We start from the raw sequence: 16,339 nt of genomic DNA, 5'->3' as shown, positions 1-16,339 counted from the left end.
GCACCCGCAGCCCGATCGGCCCGCACGTTGCCCAGCGGGTCTGCCTGACCAGGCACGCTTGTCCCGTTAAACTTGCCCGGATGTTCGCCATGCGGGTGCGGAGCCTGACCAGCGGTGGTCGCGCATGAGCGACGACGAAACCGCGGTGGGCCTGACCGGTCGTCCGCCGCGACCCGTCCCCGAACCCAAACCCAAGTCGGTGCACGGCCCGGCCAAGGTCATCGCGATGTGCAACCAGAAGGGCGGCGTCGGCAAGACCACGTCGACCATCAACCTTGGCGCTTCCCTTGCCGAGTACGGCCGCCGGGTGTTGCTGGTGGACCTGGACCCGCAGGGCGCGCTGTCGGCGGGGCTGGGGGTGCCGCACTACGAACTCGAGCACACCGTGCACAACCTGCTCGTCGAACCGCGGGTGTCGATCGACGACGTGCTCGTCAACACCCGCGTCAAGGGCATGGACCTGGTGCCCAGCAACATCGACCTGTCGGCGGCCGAGATCCAGCTGGTCAACGAGGTGGGCCGCGAGCAGTCGCTGGCCCGCGCGTTGTACCCGGTGCTGGACCGCTACGACTATGTGCTGATCGACTGCCAGCCGTCGCTGGGCCTGCTCACCGTCAACGGGCTGGCGTGCAGCGACGGGGTGATCATCCCGACCGAGTGCGAATTCTTCTCGCTGCGCGGGCTGGCGTTGCTGACCGACACCGTGGAGAAGGTGCACGACCGGCTGAACCCCAAGCTGTCGATCAGCGGCATCCTCATCACCCGGTATGACCCGCGCACCGTAAACTCGCGCGAAGTGATGGCCAGAGTTGTGGAGCGGTTCGGCGACCTGGTGTTCGACACCGTGATCACCCGCACGGTGCGTTTCCCGGAGACAAGTGTGGCCGGTGAGCCGATCACCACCTGGGCGCCGAAATCCACTGGTGCCGTGGCCTATCGGTCGTTGGCTCGCGAAGTCATCGACCGGTTTGGCGCGTGAACGCCCAGACCCAACCGGACCAATCGGAACAGGCGGGGTTCCAGGTCCGGCTGAGCAATTTCGAGGGTCCCTTCGATCTGCTGCTGCAACTGATCTTCGCCCACCGCCTCGACGTCACCGAGGTCGCGCTGCATCAGGTGACCGACGACTTCATCGCCTACACCAAGGCCATCGGCCGACAGCTCGACCTCGACGAGACCACCGCGTTCCTGGTGGTCGCCGCGACCCTGCTCGACCTGAAGGCCGCCCGGCTGCTGCCCGCCGGTGAGGTCCACGACGAGGAGGACCTCGAACTCCTCGAGGTGCGGGACCTGCTGTTCGCGCGGCTGCTGCAGTACCGGGCGTTCAAACACGTCGCGGAGATGTTCGCCGAACTCGAGGCCGCCGCGCTGCGCAGCTACCCGCGCGCGGTGGCACTGGAGGACCGCTACCAGGAGCTGCTGCCCGAAGTGATGCTCGGCGTCGACGCCGACAGCTTCGCGCAGATCGCGGCGGCGGCCTTCACGCCGCGGCCGGTGCCCAGCGTGGGCACCGATCATCTGCACCAGGTGGCGGTGTCGGTGCCCGAGCAGGTCGCTAACCTGATGGGGCTGCTGCAGAGCCGCGGGGTGGGGCAGTGGGCGTCGTTTCGCGATTTGGTGGCCGACTGTGCGGCACCGATCGAGATCGTCGGCCGGTTCCTGGCGCTGCTCGAGCTGTACCGCGCGAGGGCAGTAGCATTCGAACAACCAGAACCGCTTGGTGTACTCCAAATTTCGTGGACCGGGGAACGCCCCACCGAACAGCACCTCGCGGCGGAAGTAGACCACTATGACTGACGATCACCACGCCGACCTCGTGATCGATGCCGACCTCGGCATCGACGTCGCGACCGCGCCCGAGTTGGAGGATTCCGAACTCGGCGCGGCGCTGGAGGCACTGTTGTTGGTGGTCGACACCCCGGTGACCGTCGAGCAGCTCGCCGTGGCGACCGAACAGCCCGCCCACCGGGTGGCCGAAAAGCTGCAGTCGATGGCCGTGCAGCTCACCGCCCGCGACAGCGGCATCGACCTGCGCGAGGCCGGCGGCGGATGGCGGATGTACACCCGGGCCCGCTATGCGCCCTACGTCGAACGGCTGTTGCTCGACGGGGCGCGCTCGAAGCTGACCCGGGCCGCGCTGGAGACGCTGGCGGTCATCGCCTACCGGCAGCCGGTGACCCGGGCGCGGGTCAGCGCGGTGCGCGGCGTCAACGTCGACGCGGTGATCCGCACCCTGGTGGCGCGCGGGCTGATCACCGAAGCCGGCAACGATCCGGACTCCGGCGCGGTGACCTTCGCCACCACCGAGTTGTTCCTGGAGCGGCTGGGCCTGACGTCGCTGGCCGATCTGCCCGACATCGCGCCGCTGCTTCCCGACGTCGACGTGATCGACGACCTGAGCGAATCACTGCACGACGAGCCGCGTTTCCGGAAGCTCAACGGGGCGCCCTCGCCCGAGCAGCCGATGCCTATTGATGTGGACCAGGATTCGGATGGCTGAACCCGACGGCGTGCGGCTGCAGAAAGTGTTGTCCCAGGCCGGAATTGCTTCACGTCGCGTCGCCGAGAAGATGATCATCGACGGTCGGGTCGAGGTGGACGGGCAGGTGGTCACCGAGTTGGGCACGCGGGTCGACCCGGACGTGTCGGTGATCCGCGTCGACGGCGCGAAGGTGACGCTGGATGACACGCTGGTGCACTTGGCGATCAACAAACCCAAGGGCATGCACTCGACGATGTCTGACGATCGGGGCCGGCCGTGCGTCGGCGATCTGGTCGCGCACCGGGTGCGGGGCAACAAGAAGCTCTTTCACGTCGGGCGACTCGACGCCGATACCGAAGGGTTGATGTTGCTGACCAACGAGGGTGAGCTGGCGCACCGGTTGATGCATCCCTCCTACGAGGTGCCCAAGACGTATCTGGCGACCGTGCTGGGCACGGTGCCGCGCGGGTTGGGGAAAAAGCTGCGCTCCGGTGTCGAACTCGACGACGGCCCCGTGCGCGTGGACGATTTTGCCGTCGTCGACAAGGTGCCCGGCAAGACGCTGGTGCGGCTGACGCTGCACGAGGGACGCAAGCGGATCGTGCGTCGACTGCTGGCCGCGGTCGGCTATCCGGTGCAGGAACTGGTGCGCACCGACATCGGCTCGGTGTCGCTGGGCGACCAGCGGCCCGGCAGCATCCGGGTGCTCACGCAGAAGGAACTCGGCGAGCTGTACAAGGCGGTCGGACTGTGAGCCGGCCGCTCGTGGTCGCCGTCGACGGCCCTGCGGGGACCGGAAAGTCCACGGTGTCAAGGGGTTTGGCGCGTGCGCTGGACGCACGCTATCTCGACACCGGGGCGATGTACCGGATCGTGACGCTGGCCGTGGTGCGCGCAGGGGTGGACCTGCATGACACGCCGGCCATCGAGGTGGCCGCGCGGGATGTGCCGCTGTCGGTCGGATACAGCCCCGACGAGGACAAGGCATACCTTGATGCAGAAGACGTTTCGGCCGAGATCCGCGGTGACGCGGTGACCAAGGCGGTCTCGGCGGTGTCGGCGGTGCCCGCGGTGCGGGCCCGGCTCGTCGGGCTGCAACGAGAACTGGCGTCGGGCCCCGGCAGCGTCGTGGTGGAGGGTCGCGACATCGGCACCGTGGTGCTGCCCGATGCCGACGTGAAGATTTTCCTGACCGCCTCGGCACAGGAGCGCGCCCGGCGGCGCAACGCACAGAACGTGGCCGCCGGAAGAGCCGACGACTACGAGTCGGTGCTGGCCGATGTGCAGCGCCGCGACCACTTGGACTCCACCCGCCCGGTGTCGCCGTTGCAGGCCGCCGACGACGCTGTGGTGGTCGACACCAGCGACATGTCGGCGTCCGAGGCCGTCGCGCAGCTGTTGCAGCTGGTTCGGGACCGGGCGGGGGCGACCCAATGACCGACGACGGCACGTGGACCGACGAAAGCGACTGGCAGGTCAGCGCCGCCGACGTGTCCGAGGCGATCGAGGAGGCCGCGGCGGCACCGCCGGTGGTCGCGGTCGTCGGCCGCCCCAACGTCGGCAAGTCGACGTTGGTGAACCGGATCCTGGGCCGGCGCCAGGCGGTGGTGCAGGACGTGCCCGGCGTGACCCGCGACCGGGTGTCCTACGACGCGGTCTGGTCGGGTCGGCGGTTTGTGGTGCAGGACACCGGCGGTTGGGAACCCGACGCCAAGGGTTTGCAGCAGTTGGTGGCCGAACAGGCGGCGGTGGCGATGCGCACCGCCGACGCGATCATCTTCGTGGTCGACGCCGTGGTTGGTGCGACGACGGCCGACGAGGCGGCGGCCCGGTTGTTGCAGCGCTCGGGCAAGCCGGTTTTCCTGGCGGCCAACAAGGTTGACAGCGAGCGCGGGGAAGCCGACGCCGCGGAGTTGTGGTCGCTGGGTCTCGGCGAACCAAACCTGATCAGCGCGATGCACGGCCGCGGCGTGGCCGATCTGCTGGACAACGTCATCGACGCGCTGCCCGCGGTGTCCGAGCTGGCCTCGGGCGGGGGAGGGCCGCGCCGAGTCGCGTTGGTGGGCAAGCCGAACGTCGGCAAGAGCTCGCTGCTGAACCGGCTTGCCGGCGACGAGCGGTCGGTGGTTCACGACGTCGCCGGAACGACGGTGGACCCCGTCGACTCGCTGATCGAGATGGACGGCAAGCTGTGGCGGTTCATCGACACCGCGGGGCTGCGGCGCAAGGTCGGTCAGGCCAGCGGGCACGAGTTCTACGCCTCGGTGCGCACGCACGGCGCGATCGACGCCGCCGAGGTGGTCATCGTGTTGATCGACGCGTCGCAGCCGTTGACCGAGCAGGACCAGCGGGTGCTGTCGATGGTGATCGAGGCCGGCCGGGCGCTGGTGCTGGCGTTCAACAAGTGGGACTTGGTCGACGATGACCGTCGCTACCTGCTGGACCGCGAGATCGACCGCGAGTTGGCACAGCTGCAATGGGCGCCGCGCGTCAACATCTCGGCCAAGACCGGTCGGGCGGTGCAGAAGCTGGTGCCCGCGCTGGAACAGTCGCTGGAGTCCTGGGACACCCGGGTGTCGACGGGGCGGCTGAACACGTTCGTCAAGGAAGTCGTCGCGGCGCACCCGCCGCCGGTGCGCGGCGGTAAGCAGCCCCGCATCCTGTTCGCCACCCAGGCCGCCGCGCGTCCGCCGACGTTCGTGTTGTTCACCACCGGATTCCTCGAGGCGGGCTACCGGCGATTCCTCGAGCGGCGGCTGCGCGAGACGTTCGGGTTCGAGGGCAGCCCGATCCGCATCAATGTGCGGGTGCGGGAAAAGCGCGGCGCCCGCTCCCGCTGATGCGATTTGTGGAGTTCTAACCGCGCTCACCGCGGCTGCGGCTCCACAAATCGCTGCGGATTAGGGTGACGCAGTGCCCGTCGTCGACATGATCTTGATCGCGTTGGCCGGCGTCGGCGCCGGTGCGATCAACGCGCTGGTCGGCTCGGGCACGTTGATCACGTTCCCCACCCTGGTGACGTTGGGCTATCCGCCGGTGACGGCGACCATGTCGAACGCCGTCGGTTTGGTCGCAGGCAGCGTTTCGGGCACCTGGGGGTATCGGCGCGAACTGCGCGGCCAGTGGCGACGGCTGGCGTGGCAGCTGCCGGCCTCGTTCGTGGGTGCGGGGTTCGGCGCGTGGCTGCTGCTGCACCTGCCGGAGACGGTGTTCGAGCAGGTGGTGCCGGTGCTGCTGGTGGCGGCGCTGGCGCTGGTGGTGGTGGGTCCGCGGATTCAGGCCTATGCGCGACGGCGGGCCGAGGCGAGCGGGCGAGACGCCGACTACGTGTCCGCCGGGCGGATGGTGGCGCTGGTGGCGGCGACGTTCGCGATCGGCGTCTACGGCGGCTACTTCACCGCCGCGCAGGGCATCATGCTGATCGCCGCGATGGGCGTACTGCTGCCCGAAGACATGCAGCGGATGAACGCGGCCAAGAACCTGCTGTCGTTGGTGGTCAACATCGTCGCGGCGGCGGCCTACACCGTCGTCGCGTTCGACCGGATCAGTTGGGCCGCGGCGGGGTTGATCGCGGCCGGCTCGCTGGTCGGCGGGTACCTCGGTGCGCATTACGGGCGCCGGCTGTCGCCCAACGCGCTGCGGGCGGTGATCGTCGTGGTGGGAACAATCGGGCTGTACCGATTGCTGACGGTGTAGACGTCTTGGGTAAGCTGCGGGGATCCGCGATGCGAGAGGAAGACAGGTGGCTGAACGCGAGTTCCGCATTTCACCGTCGGCCCTCTGCGCGCTGGAGCCGTTCTGGCCGTCACGTCGGCTGATGGCTTTCGACGAGTGGTGTTGCGCGCGCAACTGACCCGCGCCCCACGAGTCCGTCCGGTCACGTCTTGCCTGTGACCTCCTAGTCGAAAGCTGCCGAACCTATGCGTTCGCTTCTGATCTTCGCCCTCGTAGGCGTCGGCGCGCAGTTGGTCGACGGTGCACTGGGCATGGCGTTCGGCGTCACTGCCTCCACGCTTCTGGTGTTGAGCGGTGTCGGGGCCGCGCAGGCCAGCGCCGCGGTGCACCTTGCCGAGGTGGGCACCACGTTGGCGTCGGGGCTCTCGCACTGGCGGTTCAAGAACATCGACTGGTCGATCGTGCTGAAACTCGGGGTGCCCGGCGCGGTGGGGGCGTTCGCCGGAGCGACAGTGTTGTCGTCCTTGTCGACCGAGCGGGCAGCGCCGTTGATGGCGGGAATTCTGGTGGCGATCGGTGCCTATGTGCTGCTGCGGTTCTCGTTGCGCAACCCGCCGGTGATGCGGCACGGGGAGACGCCGCATCGGGCTCGGTTCCTCAGCCCGTTGGGGCTGTTCGGTGGGTTCATCGACGCGTCCGGTGGCGGCGGATGGGGACCAGTGACCACGAGCACGCTGCTGTCGCGGGGCAAGACCGCGCCGCGCACGGTGATCGGCTCGGTAAGCGCATCGGAGTTCCTGGTGGCCGCGGCGGCGTCGGTGGGTTTCGTCATCGGTCTGCGTGACGAGTTCGTCTCGAACCTGCCGATCGTGGCCGGCCTGGCGATCGGCGGGGTGGTCGCGGCGCCGTTCGCAGCCTGGCTGGTCAGCCGGATCAGCCCCGCGCTGCTGGGCACAGCGGTCGGCGGCGTGATCGTGTTGACCAACAGCCAGAAATTGGTGCACTACTTCGGCATCGAATGGCCGTGGTCGACGGGTGTCTACGTGACGATCACCGTGGCGTGGGCGACGCTGCTGGTGGTCGCGTGGCGGACTTCGCGCGCCCCGCGGTTCGTGCCCGAGGAGCAGACGCCGGAAGTGGTCGGGGAGCCCGCGACGACGGCGAAGGCGGGTTGGGGAGAGCCCACCACCCTGCGGTAGGATTTCGACCGCTGCCGGCGATCCCGGCAGCACCGCGGGCTGTGGCGCAGTTTGGTAGCGCACTTGACTGGGGGTCAAGTGGTCGCAGGTTCAAATCCTGTCAGCCCGACCGCTTGTTTCTGTTGTTCGGCGGCGACGCGTAGTACTACTCATGACCGCCATCCGTGTGTCCGGGCATGCTGAACCCATGCCGCTGACCCCGCCTCTGTCCCGGCCCCTGTCGCGCGTCGACAAGTTCGCCGCCGACACCCCGCCGGATCGGGACCGTGCCATCGACGTCGCCCGGTTGGGCGCGCTCGTCGTCGTGATCTTCGGGCACTGCGCACTGTTGCTGGCCACCATCGACAGCGCTGGTGTCCGGATCGGCAACATCCTCGGTGAGATCCCGGCGCTGGCCCCGGTCACCTGGGTGGTGCAGGTCATGCCGCTGTTCTTTCTGGCCGGCGGCGCCGCGGGAGCTTACAGCTGGCACACCGGCCGGGCCTGGGGAGCGTGGCTGTTCACCCGTGCGCAACGGCTGTGCCGGCCGGTGTTCTGGTACCTCGCGGTATGGTCGGCAGCCCTATTCGCCGTACGGCTGACCCTCGGCACGGAATCGGCCGCCGATCTCGGCCGCGAATCCGTCGCGCTGCTGTGGTTCCTCGGCGTCTACCTCGTCGTGCTCGCGTTCGTCCCGCTGCTGACCCGCCTCGACAGCGGCCGCGTCACCGCCGTCGTCGTGGCCGGTCTCGTCGCTGTGGCCGGGCTGAATGACGCGATCCGTATCGCGACCGGCACCGCCATGGCCGGTGTCGCCAACTTCGTCGTCGTCTGGCTCATTCCCGTCGTCATCGGCGTCGCGTACGCGCGCAAGCTGATCGGCCGCCGGACGGCGCTCGGGGTTGCGGTCGGTGCGCTCGCCGCACAGATCACGCTGGCGACGGTCGGCCCCTACGAGGTGTCACTCGTCGTCACCGGATCCGAGCAGTTGTCCAACGTTTCACCGCCCACCCTGCTGCTCGCCCTGCACTGCACCTGGATGTCATGCGCATTCGTCGCCGCGGCCGGCGCGATCCAGCGGTGGGCACAGCGGCCACGCGTCTGGTACGTGGTGGCCGTCGGCAACGGGGGAGCGATGACGCTGTACCTGTGGCACATCGTCGCGATCGCGATCGCCGCGTTCTCACTGCACGCCGTCGGACTCGACGCCTATGACGTTGACGCAGCGGGCTTCTGGGGTCGCCTGGCGCTGCGGGCCGCCGTGTTCGCGGTGGTGATGTTGGCGATGTTCCGCCTGCTCTCACCGCTCGAGCACCGCCGGCTGCCCTGGTGGGACGCACCGGCTTCAGGCACCGGCGCGCGATCCGTGGCGGCGGGCGTGCTGGTGATCGCGGCCGGGGTGGCGCTGCTGCTGCTGGCCAAGAACGGTCTGACCGGCTCGGCAGGCTGGACCTTGCTCGGCTGCTTCGTCGGCGCAGCCGCCGCTGCCCGGATCTGCCTGCCCGCCAGGACTTGAGACTCAGACAGCCGACATAGGGCGCGCAAAACGCATCCGCAATTACGCAACACTATGTATGTTAAATGCCGTCCGCTTGCCCCGTTGACGGATTGGTGCCATGTCAAGAACCCCACGCAGTGACGCGGCCTTCGACGCGCTGCTCGGCATGTTTCGCGACCTGGGGGAGGTGGTCCGCGAGGACGCCCGCGACGAACGGGAGCGCCTGGAGGGCTACCGCGTGCTGGCGCGGGTCATCGCCCTGTGCAGCGAGCTCTCGATCGACGTCGATCCCGAGATTCCGCGGTTCTTTCCGATGGCGACGCCGCTGCGGCAGGTCGGTGGACCGAACCCGGACGGCGAGTACGACCTGTGCGCGCTGACCCCCGGCCGCTCGTACCGGGTCCGCGGCCGCCGGGAGACGGTGACCTACTTGGGTTTTCAGGTGATGGCAGGCACCGGTCTCACACCGCGCCGCCAGGCCGCGTACGTTTCGGACGTCGACCTGACGATCGACGCCGACGGCAGCTTCGAATTCGTCCTTGCCCCAACCGATCCCGGCACCGGTGAGCACTGGGTGCAGATTCCCGACGACGCCTCGGCCATCGTGGTGCGGCAGTACATCTCCGACCGTCAGGTAGAGCAAATCGCGACGTACGAAATCGCCCAGATCCAACCTGCAGAGCCGGCCGCCGTGCTCACCGACGACGCACTCGCCGACCAGTTGAGCGCGTTCATGTGGACGGCGTTCAAACTGATGACCCTGCACCGCACGGTGCTGCCGGACCTGCTGTCCCAGCCCAACACGCTGGTCACCTCGCAGGCCGCCGCGCTCGGCTCGGAGAACACCACCCCCGACAACCTCTACATGCTCGGCGCCTTCGACCTGACCGACGGCCAGGCCCTACAACTCGACATCGCACCGCCCGACACCCGGTACTGGTCGATCACCCTGGAAAGCCTCTGGCATGAGTGCCTGGAACCGTACCGCACCCGCAGTTCGGGCACCCAGGCCTCATTTCAGCCCCGACCCGACGGCACCGTGCGCGTCGTGATCGCCGGCCACGACCCCGGCGTGCCGAACTGGCTGGACACCGGCCGACGCCGTCGCGGGTTCGTCGTGCTGCGCTGGCTCGACAACCCCGACCCGCCCCGCGTCACCGCAAGCCTGCTCAACCTCGCCGAGGTCACCGCATGAAATCCGATGAGCTGATCCAATCCGCTGCCGAGGCAACGGGTCTCAGCGACTTCGGCGACGACGCCCTGTTCGGCGGCGACGGCTGGCGCACCGCCCTGGACGTGCTCCTGGATTCCCTTGACCGCGAGGCGAACCTGCACGACATGGGTCAGCTCGTCGTACACGGCGAGCTGACCCAGTATCTGGTCAACCGGTTGCGCATCGTCGATCACCACCGCAGCCACCCCGAGATCCGCGAGCGCGACATCACGCCGCCGATCGTCATCATGGGCCAGGCCCGCACCGGCACCACCATGCTTTTCGACCTGCTCGCACAGGATCCCGACCACCGGGTGCCGCAGACGTGGGAGGTCGACCAGCCGCTGCCGCCGCCGCGCACCGAGACCTACCGCACCGACCCGCGAATTGCGCAAACGGAAGCGACGTTCGAACTCGTCGACACCGTGATTCCCGAGTTCCGCTCGGTCCATCAACTCGGCGCCCAACTCGCCCAGGAGTGCGTGCGCATCACCGCGAGCCACTTCGTCTCGGCGATCTTTCCCACCCAGTACCAGGTGCCGTCATATCTGCAGTGGCTCCTGTACGCGGCGCAAGACCAGGGCCACGTCGCCGGCTCCTACACCTGGCACCGGCGCTTCCTGGAACTGTTGGCCAGCGAGGCTCCCGGCAACCGCTGGCTCATCAAAACCCCGTTTCACTGCTGGACGCTGCCCGAGCTGATGGCCGAATACCCCAGCGCGCTGCTGGTGCAGACCCACCGCGACCCCGCCAAGGTGATGGCGTCCACGACCAGCCTGCTCGGCACGCTGCGCAAGCTCGGCACCGACGACATCGACCACCCGCGGATGGCCGACGAGTTCTTCGAGTTCATCCTCGGCGGGCTCGAACGCAGCGTCGACGCCCGAATCAACGGTGTCGTCCCGCCGGACCGGGTGGTCGACCTTCAGTTCAGCGACCTGATGAGCGACCCGGTCGGCGCGGCCAGGTCCCTCTACACCGTATTCGGTTGGAATTTCTCGACCGACGTCGAGCACGCGATGACGGGCTTCCTGCGCACCCATGTGCGTGAGGGCCACGGCCACCCGTACACCTTCGAGGCCACCGGCCTCTCGCTCGACGCCATCCGCCGGCGCACCGCCCGCTACACCGGATACTTCGACGTCGTCCAGGAGCTGTCCTGACCCGCTGCCCCGACGTGGGCCCGGGCCGGCCCCGCGATGCCCAGCGCCACGAGGCCGTTCTGGTCGCCACCCGGGAACTGCTCAACGAACGCGGCTACGCGTTCACCTTCTCCGACGTCGCCAACCGCGCCGGCGTCACCCGCCAGTTGATCTATCGATGGTGGGCGATCAAGGCGTCGCTGGTCTCCGAGGCCCTCTTCGCCTGGGAGACACCCCAATGGCCCTCGGCCTATCCCGGGCCGTTGGAGGCCGACCTCAGGATCTTCGTGGGCGCCATCGTCGACTACGCCTGTCGCCCCGACGTACGCGCAGGCATCGCCGGGCTCATGGCCGATGCGGACCCCGACACCCCGTTACCGGGTCTGGTCGACGGTCTCTTGGCCCCGCTACGCGCGTCCCTGGCGGCCCTCGTCGACGCAGGCATCAGCCGCGGCGACACCCGAACGAACATCGATATCGACCTGACGCTCAACACGATTCGTGGCGCGGTGACGATGCACCTGCTGGCCGATCAGACCCCGCCCGACGTGGTGGCCGCGCACGTCGCACAGCTCATGACCTGGGCTCTGACGCGGCCGTCGTAACCGCGGTATGATTTTGGGGCACTTGGGGTTTGGCTCGCACGGCGATCAAGCCCCCGCCGATGACCAACGCCATGCCCACGTACATGTAGGCCGTCGGCGCATGGTGCCAGACGATCCAGTCGATCACCGCCGAGAACACGATCACCGAATAGATGAACGGACCCACCTTCTCCGCCGACGCGTAGCGGTAGGCCACCACGATCAGGATCTGGGAGAACAGCTGCGCCACACCGAGGCCGATCAGCCCGGGCCACACCACAGACGGAATCGGTTGCCAGTCGATGACGGCGATCGGGATGGTCATCACCGTCGACAGCAGAAAATAGTAGAAGAGAATCCGGGCGACCGGCTCGGTGGCACCCAGCCATCGGACCGACATCATGGCCACGGCCAGCAGCAAAGCCCCTGCGAGCGCTGACAATTCGGGGATGCCGAAACCGTGGTCCTGCGGCTGCAGCACCAGGATCACCCCGGCGAAGCCGACCCCTGCCCCCAACCAGGTGGGTGCGGCGACTCGTTGCCGGGTGACCGCCCATGCGATCAGCGGCATCCACAGTGGGGCGCTGTAGGTCAGCAGCGTCGCGTTGGCCAACGGTATCGCCATGATCGCGAAGAACAACGCGTACCAACAGCCGGTGCCGGCCGCGGCCCGCAGGATGTGCAGTCCGATCTTGTCGGTCCGCAGCGAGGAGCGGCCGCCGCGAAGCACCACCGGAATCATCACCAGCAGACAGATCGCGTTCTGGAACAGCAGAAGCACGCCGGTCGAGGTGTATTGACCCGAAATCTTCGCCAGCATTCCCACCAGTGCGACGCAGAAAAACGCCGCGGTGGTGAGAAGCGCTCCGATACCGAGGTTCTCGGTTCGATAGCCCGCCGGGCTACCGGACACCGTCGGCGCCGCCGGTCGGGGTCACCTGGGGGGTGGAGCGCTTCATGACGCCGTTGAGCAGGCGCGGTGACATGATGTCCAGAGCCCGCAGCGGCAACGTCTTGCGCGGGGTGATGCGCACCGGGCGCGTCCGTGCCGCTACCACCATCCAGTCCGCGGCCTCGTCGGCGCTGAGGGCCGCCAGCGAGTCGTAGGCACGGGTGGGCGCGATCATCGGAGTGGCCACCAGGGGGTAGTAGATCGTCGTCGAGCAGATGCCCAGGTCGGCCAGCTCGTTGTCGATCACCCGGCTCACCGCGCTCAGCGCCGCCTTCGAGGCGTTGTAGACACCGAACAGCGGCGAGGACTCCGGCATCACCCGCCAACTCGACACGTTGATGATGTGCCCGTCGCCCCGCTCGAGCATGCCGGGCGCCAGACCGCGGATCAGCCGAAGCGGTGCGTAATAGTTCAGGTTGATCGTGCGCTCGACGTCATGCCATCGCTCCAGCGATTCGAGCAGGGGCCTGCGGATGGAGCGGCCTGCGTTGTTGATCAGGATGTCGACGGGTCCGACGTTGCGCACCAGTGCATCGACGTCGTCGAGATCGGCCAGGTTGGCCGGCATGGCGACGGCGGTGCCGCCACGTGCGGTGATCCTCGCGACCACGTCGCCGAGGAGGTCCGCGCGGCGCGCCACGACGATCACGGTGGCACCGTGGGCGGCCAGCTTCTCGGCGGCCACCTCGCCGATGCCCGAGGACGCCCCGGTCAGCAGGATACGTTTTCCGCGCAGATCGACCGGTGCGCGCGGCGTCAGGCGCGGCAGCGGGCGCATCCCGGCGAGTCGAAGTGCCGTTCGCACGTTCTGGGCCGAAAACCGTTTCCCAGCAGAGGCTTTCACCACCTGGCGGCGGTCGACAGCTGGCTGTGGATCCAGGGGTTCGATGTTGTCGGCGCTATTGGTTTGCAGTCCGGTCATGGCCCCCGATCCTTCACTCGACCGGCGTTCGGCCGCTGTCAGCATAAGGTCGGTGCGTCACTCACGCGGTATTTCGCGTGGCGAACCGCGCGGCTTTGAGCCTCAGCCCTGGCGCGCGACGATCACCGGCTTGCTGACGGCCTGCACGACTGCCGAGCTGACCGACCCCAGCAGCATGCCCGTGAACCCGCCGCGGCCGCGGCTGCCCACGACCACCAACTGCGCGGAGTCGGCATGCTCGATGAGTTGGCGCGCGGGCTCGTCGCGTACCAGCACCGGCTTGACCTTGACGTTGGGGTAGCGCTCCTGCCAGGCGGCCAGCCGATCGGCCAGCACCTGTTCTTCGTGGGCTTTCACCGTTTCCCAGTCCAGACCGGGCAGGTCGAGCACCGTGTCGCTCCACGCCTCCAACGCCACCACGTCGACGCCGCGCAGCGACGCCGCCTCGAACGCGATATCGGTTGCGTGATCGGCGCCGGGGGAGCCGTCGACGCCGACCAGAACCGGCGCGGTGTCCGGCGCCGACGGTGCTTCGTCGCGGATGACGGCGACCGGGCAATGCGCGCGGTGCACCAGCCCGGATGTCACCGAGCCGAGAAGAAGCCTGCTGACCGCGCCCCGGCCACGGTTGCCGACCACGACCATGTCGGCCGTCTCGGAGATGTCGACCAGGGTGGGCACAGTGGACCCGAAGAACACCTCTTTGTTGACTTTGGCGGGTCGGCGGTCCGCGGCGAGCGAGTCGACGAGCTCGACGGCGTCGTCGATGTACCGGCCGACCATCTCCTGTTGCCACTGCTGGAGGTCGACGGGCAGGGGGACGTGCGGAGACGTCGTGATGATCGGGTTGATCACGTTCACCAACGTCAGCGCGACGCCACGCAGCGCGGCTTCCCGCGCGGCCCAGCCGACGGCGACCTGCGACGTCGGTGAACCGTCAACGCCGACAACGATGCCGGGGTCCTCGATGAGAGCCGCCACGTCAGCCTCCTCTGTGCTCGCCGAAACGCCGTGCCCACAGTGTGCCCTGTGAGCGCGGTCGGCGGGTAGGGAAGTTGGTCCCCACTCAGGAGACGGGTTGGTCTCCCTTCACGGCGCCGTGGCAGACCCAGCCCTCGGGGACCTGGGCCGTGGCGATCAGTTCGGTCAACTCGTCACGGTCTGCCGCCGAGAGCATGTCGTCGGCCTGGGGGTAAAGGATCCGCTCCTCTTTCCAGTTGTGCGAGCCGAGCTGCGTCAGCAGCTCGCGGCACAACTGGACGGCGGTGCCCACGCTCTCCGGGGTGAGGCATTCGTCGAGTTGGTCCAGCAGCGGCCACATTTGGGCGTGCTCGTGCACCATCACCATGACGGGACCCACCATGCCCGCCGCGCGCAACGGCGGGAACAGGTATTCCTCTTCGAGGTAGATGTGCCGACGCAGCACGGCCACCGCGTTGATCAGCGCCTCCCGCTGCTCGGCGGTGACCTCTGTGAGGGCGCCGTCGGCGAAGATCTCGATTCCGCGGTCGATGATGTGGTGCTCCTGTTCGAGCGCCGCGCTCAACGTGGCGTTCATGCCGACTCCCGGGTCAGCAGTTGCGCGTTCACACTGATTTTTGCGCCGGCGAACAGCCTCGACACCGGGCACAGTGCGGCGGCCTCGTCCACGATCTTCTGGAAATCTGCGGCGTCGATCCCGTCCACTTCGGCCTTGATCTCCAGTGCCGAGGACACGATGGTCGGCAGTCCGTCGACTTCGTCCAGCGTCACCGTGGCGCTGATGTCCAGCCGTTGCGGCTCGACCTTGTGCTCACCGAGCTTGAGCGCGAGCGCCATCGAGAAGCACGACGAATGCGCGGCGGCGGCCAGCTCTTCGGGGCTGGTCTTGCCGCCGGGCTGCTCGGTGCGGGCGGCCCAGGTGACGTCCAGACCGGTCAGCGCGCCGCTGCCCGATTCCAGCCGCCCGGAACCGGTGGCAAGCGGGCCTTCCCATACGGTGCGGGTGGTGCGGTCGGCGATAGCCATGCTTTCTTCCCCTTCTGCCGCGATGGGGCTCGACTGGTCACCGCACCGCGGCACTGTTTTTACAATCGTGGTTGTAGAAACGCTACTCCAGTCGAGGCGTTACCGCGAGAGCCGGGTCACGACTGTGTCGCGAGTTGTTTGCGCAACCGGCGTGTCTCTTCGAACCGTGCGGTGACATCGCGCAGCGTCGCCGCGAACCCGCACAGCTCGCCGCGGCCCTCGTCGCGCAGGGGATGGATGGTGAACTCGACGGAGATCGTCGTACCGTCGTGCCGCACGGCCGGAACCGCCAGTAGATCCCCAGCGCTGTAACGGCTTTGCCCGGTGGCCATCACCTGCTTCCAGCCCGCCCAGTGCCGCGCCCGCAACCGCTCCGGGATGATGAGATCCAACGACTCGCCCACCGCCTGCTCAGCAGTGAAACCGAAAATCCGTTGCGCCCCAGCGTTCCAGAAGGTGACCACGCCGTCGCTGTCGGCCGCGATGATCGCATCGGGCCCGGACAGGATCGTCGCTGCCAAAGACCGTTCGTCCATTTCACCATCTCCACTTCGCACTCGACCGGTTCGAGTATTGCATTGTGCAACTCTTGCGTTATACAAGCGCCGAAGGGAGAGTGGGCTTGAGCCGATCCGGTCGACGGTATGGGCGAGGGGTAGAACGGTACGCGGGTTCTGCCCCGACGC

At 68.0% G+C, this 16,339-nt stretch carries 18 protein-coding genes and 1 tRNA gene; 13 read left to right on the top strand and 6 right to left on the bottom strand.

Going from position 1 to position 16,339, the window contains the following annotated elements; genetic code table 11:
- Positions 1–124 precede the first annotated feature (124 nt).
- From K3U96_RS13220 to K3U96_RS13160, 13 genes are all read left to right on the top strand, one after another.
- The gene (locus K3U96_RS13220; protein ID WP_069407027.1) at positions 125–979 is read left to right on the top strand and encodes a ParA family protein; all 855 of its coding nucleotides are present in this window, start codon (positions 125–127) and stop codon (positions 977–979) included.
- Positions 976–1,797: a segregation/condensation protein A gene (locus K3U96_RS13215; RefSeq protein ID WP_220693289.1), complete on the top strand. Its 822-nt coding sequence runs from the start codon at positions 976–978 to the stop codon at positions 1,795–1,797. The genes K3U96_RS13220 and K3U96_RS13215 overlap by 4 nt, the downstream gene beginning before the upstream one ends.
- Positions 1,790–2,500 (top strand): SMC-Scp complex subunit ScpB, encoded by a 711-nt coding sequence (scpB, locus tag K3U96_RS13210; RefSeq protein WP_220693288.1) that lies wholly within the window; start codon positions 1,790–1,792, stop codon positions 2,498–2,500. Before K3U96_RS13215 ends, scpB begins: the two co-directional genes overlap by 8 nt.
- Positions 2,493–3,236: a pseudouridine synthase gene (locus tag K3U96_RS13205; RefSeq protein WP_220693287.1), complete on the top strand. Its 744-nt coding sequence runs from the start codon at positions 2,493–2,495 to the stop codon at positions 3,234–3,236. The genes scpB and K3U96_RS13205 overlap by 8 nt, the downstream gene beginning before the upstream one ends.
- Positions 3,233–3,919, top strand: a complete 687-nt coding sequence (gene cmk / locus K3U96_RS13200; RefSeq protein ID WP_220693286.1) for a (d)CMP kinase — start codon at positions 3,233–3,235, stop codon at positions 3,917–3,919. The genes K3U96_RS13205 and cmk overlap by 4 nt, the downstream gene beginning before the upstream one ends.
- Positions 3,916–5,322: a ribosome biogenesis GTPase Der gene (gene der, locus K3U96_RS13195; protein WP_220693285.1), complete on the top strand. Its 1,407-nt coding sequence runs from the start codon at positions 3,916–3,918 to the stop codon at positions 5,320–5,322. Before cmk ends, der begins: the two co-directional genes overlap by 4 nt.
- Before the next feature lie 88 nt (positions 5,323–5,410).
- On the top strand, positions 5,411–6,178 hold the full coding sequence (locus K3U96_RS13190) for a sulfite exporter TauE/SafE family protein (RefSeq protein WP_220693516.1): 768 nt from the start codon (positions 5,411–5,413) through the stop codon (positions 6,176–6,178).
- A gap of 224 nt (positions 6,179–6,402) precedes the next feature.
- Positions 6,403–7,356 (top strand): sulfite exporter TauE/SafE family protein, encoded by a 954-nt coding sequence (locus K3U96_RS13185; RefSeq protein WP_220693284.1) that lies wholly within the window; start codon positions 6,403–6,405, stop codon positions 7,354–7,356.
- A 35-nt stretch (positions 7,357–7,391) separates the two neighbouring features.
- A tRNA-Pro gene (locus K3U96_RS13180) sits at positions 7,392–7,465 on the top strand.
- A 78-nt stretch (positions 7,466–7,543) separates the two neighbouring features.
- Positions 7,544–8,851, top strand: coding sequence for an acyltransferase family protein (locus K3U96_RS13175; RefSeq protein ID WP_220693515.1), 1,308 nt, complete (start codon positions 7,544–7,546; stop codon positions 8,849–8,851).
- Positions 8,852–8,951: 100 nt separating this feature from the next.
- Positions 8,952–10,028, top strand: a complete 1,077-nt coding sequence (locus tag K3U96_RS13170) for a DUF1214 domain-containing protein (protein ID WP_230982448.1) — start codon at positions 8,952–8,954, stop codon at positions 10,026–10,028.
- A complete protein-coding gene (locus K3U96_RS13165) occupies positions 10,025–11,209 on the top strand; it encodes a sulfotransferase family protein (RefSeq protein ID WP_220693283.1) in 1,185 nt (394 codons plus the stop codon). Before K3U96_RS13170 ends, K3U96_RS13165 begins: the two co-directional genes overlap by 4 nt.
- Positions 11,210–11,223: 14 nt before the next feature.
- Positions 11,224–11,793, top strand: coding sequence for a TetR/AcrR family transcriptional regulator (locus tag K3U96_RS13160; protein ID WP_220693282.1), 570 nt, complete (start codon positions 11,224–11,226; stop codon positions 11,791–11,793).
- Here the strand turns inward: K3U96_RS13160 and K3U96_RS13155 are convergent.
- The 6 genes from K3U96_RS13155 to K3U96_RS13130 form a co-directional block, all read right to left on the bottom strand.
- Positions 11,762–12,685: a DMT family transporter gene (locus K3U96_RS13155; protein WP_230982447.1), complete on the bottom strand. Its 924-nt coding sequence runs from the start codon at positions 12,683–12,685 to the stop codon at positions 11,762–11,764. The two genes, K3U96_RS13160 and K3U96_RS13155, sit on opposite strands and share 32 nt — an antisense overlap.
- Positions 12,675–13,646, bottom strand: coding sequence for an SDR family oxidoreductase (locus K3U96_RS13150; RefSeq protein WP_220693281.1), 972 nt, complete (start codon positions 13,644–13,646; stop codon positions 12,675–12,677). The genes K3U96_RS13155 and K3U96_RS13150 overlap by 11 nt, the downstream gene beginning before the upstream one ends.
- Positions 13,647–13,748: 102 nt before the next feature.
- Positions 13,749–14,627 carry a universal stress protein gene (locus K3U96_RS13145; protein WP_220693280.1) on the bottom strand — a complete coding sequence of 293 codons (879 nt, stop codon included), beginning with the start codon at positions 14,625–14,627 and terminating at the stop codon, positions 13,749–13,751.
- An 85-nt stretch (positions 14,628–14,712) separates the two neighbouring features.
- The gene (locus tag K3U96_RS13140) at positions 14,713–15,204 is read right to left on the bottom strand and encodes a hemerythrin domain-containing protein (RefSeq protein WP_220693279.1); all 492 of its coding nucleotides are present in this window, start codon (positions 15,202–15,204) and stop codon (positions 14,713–14,715) included.
- A complete protein-coding gene (locus K3U96_RS13135; protein ID WP_069407874.1) occupies positions 15,201–15,653 on the bottom strand; it encodes an OsmC family peroxiredoxin in 453 nt (150 codons plus the stop codon). Before K3U96_RS13135 ends, K3U96_RS13140 begins: the two co-directional genes overlap by 4 nt.
- Positions 15,654–15,769: 116 nt before the next feature.
- Positions 15,770–16,189, bottom strand: a complete 420-nt coding sequence (locus K3U96_RS13130) for a PAS domain-containing protein (RefSeq protein ID WP_069407873.1) — start codon at positions 16,187–16,189, stop codon at positions 15,770–15,772.
- Positions 16,190–16,339: the final 150 nt, after the last annotated feature.

Source organism: Mycolicibacterium holsaticum DSM 44478 = JCM 12374 (assembly GCF_019645835.1).
In the GTDB taxonomy this organism is placed as follows: Bacteria; Actinomycetota; Actinomycetes; order Mycobacteriales; family Mycobacteriaceae; genus Mycobacterium; species Mycobacterium holsaticum.
The sequence above is the reverse complement of the archived record's forward strand: the minus strand, read 5'-3'. Positions and strand labels throughout refer to the sequence as shown.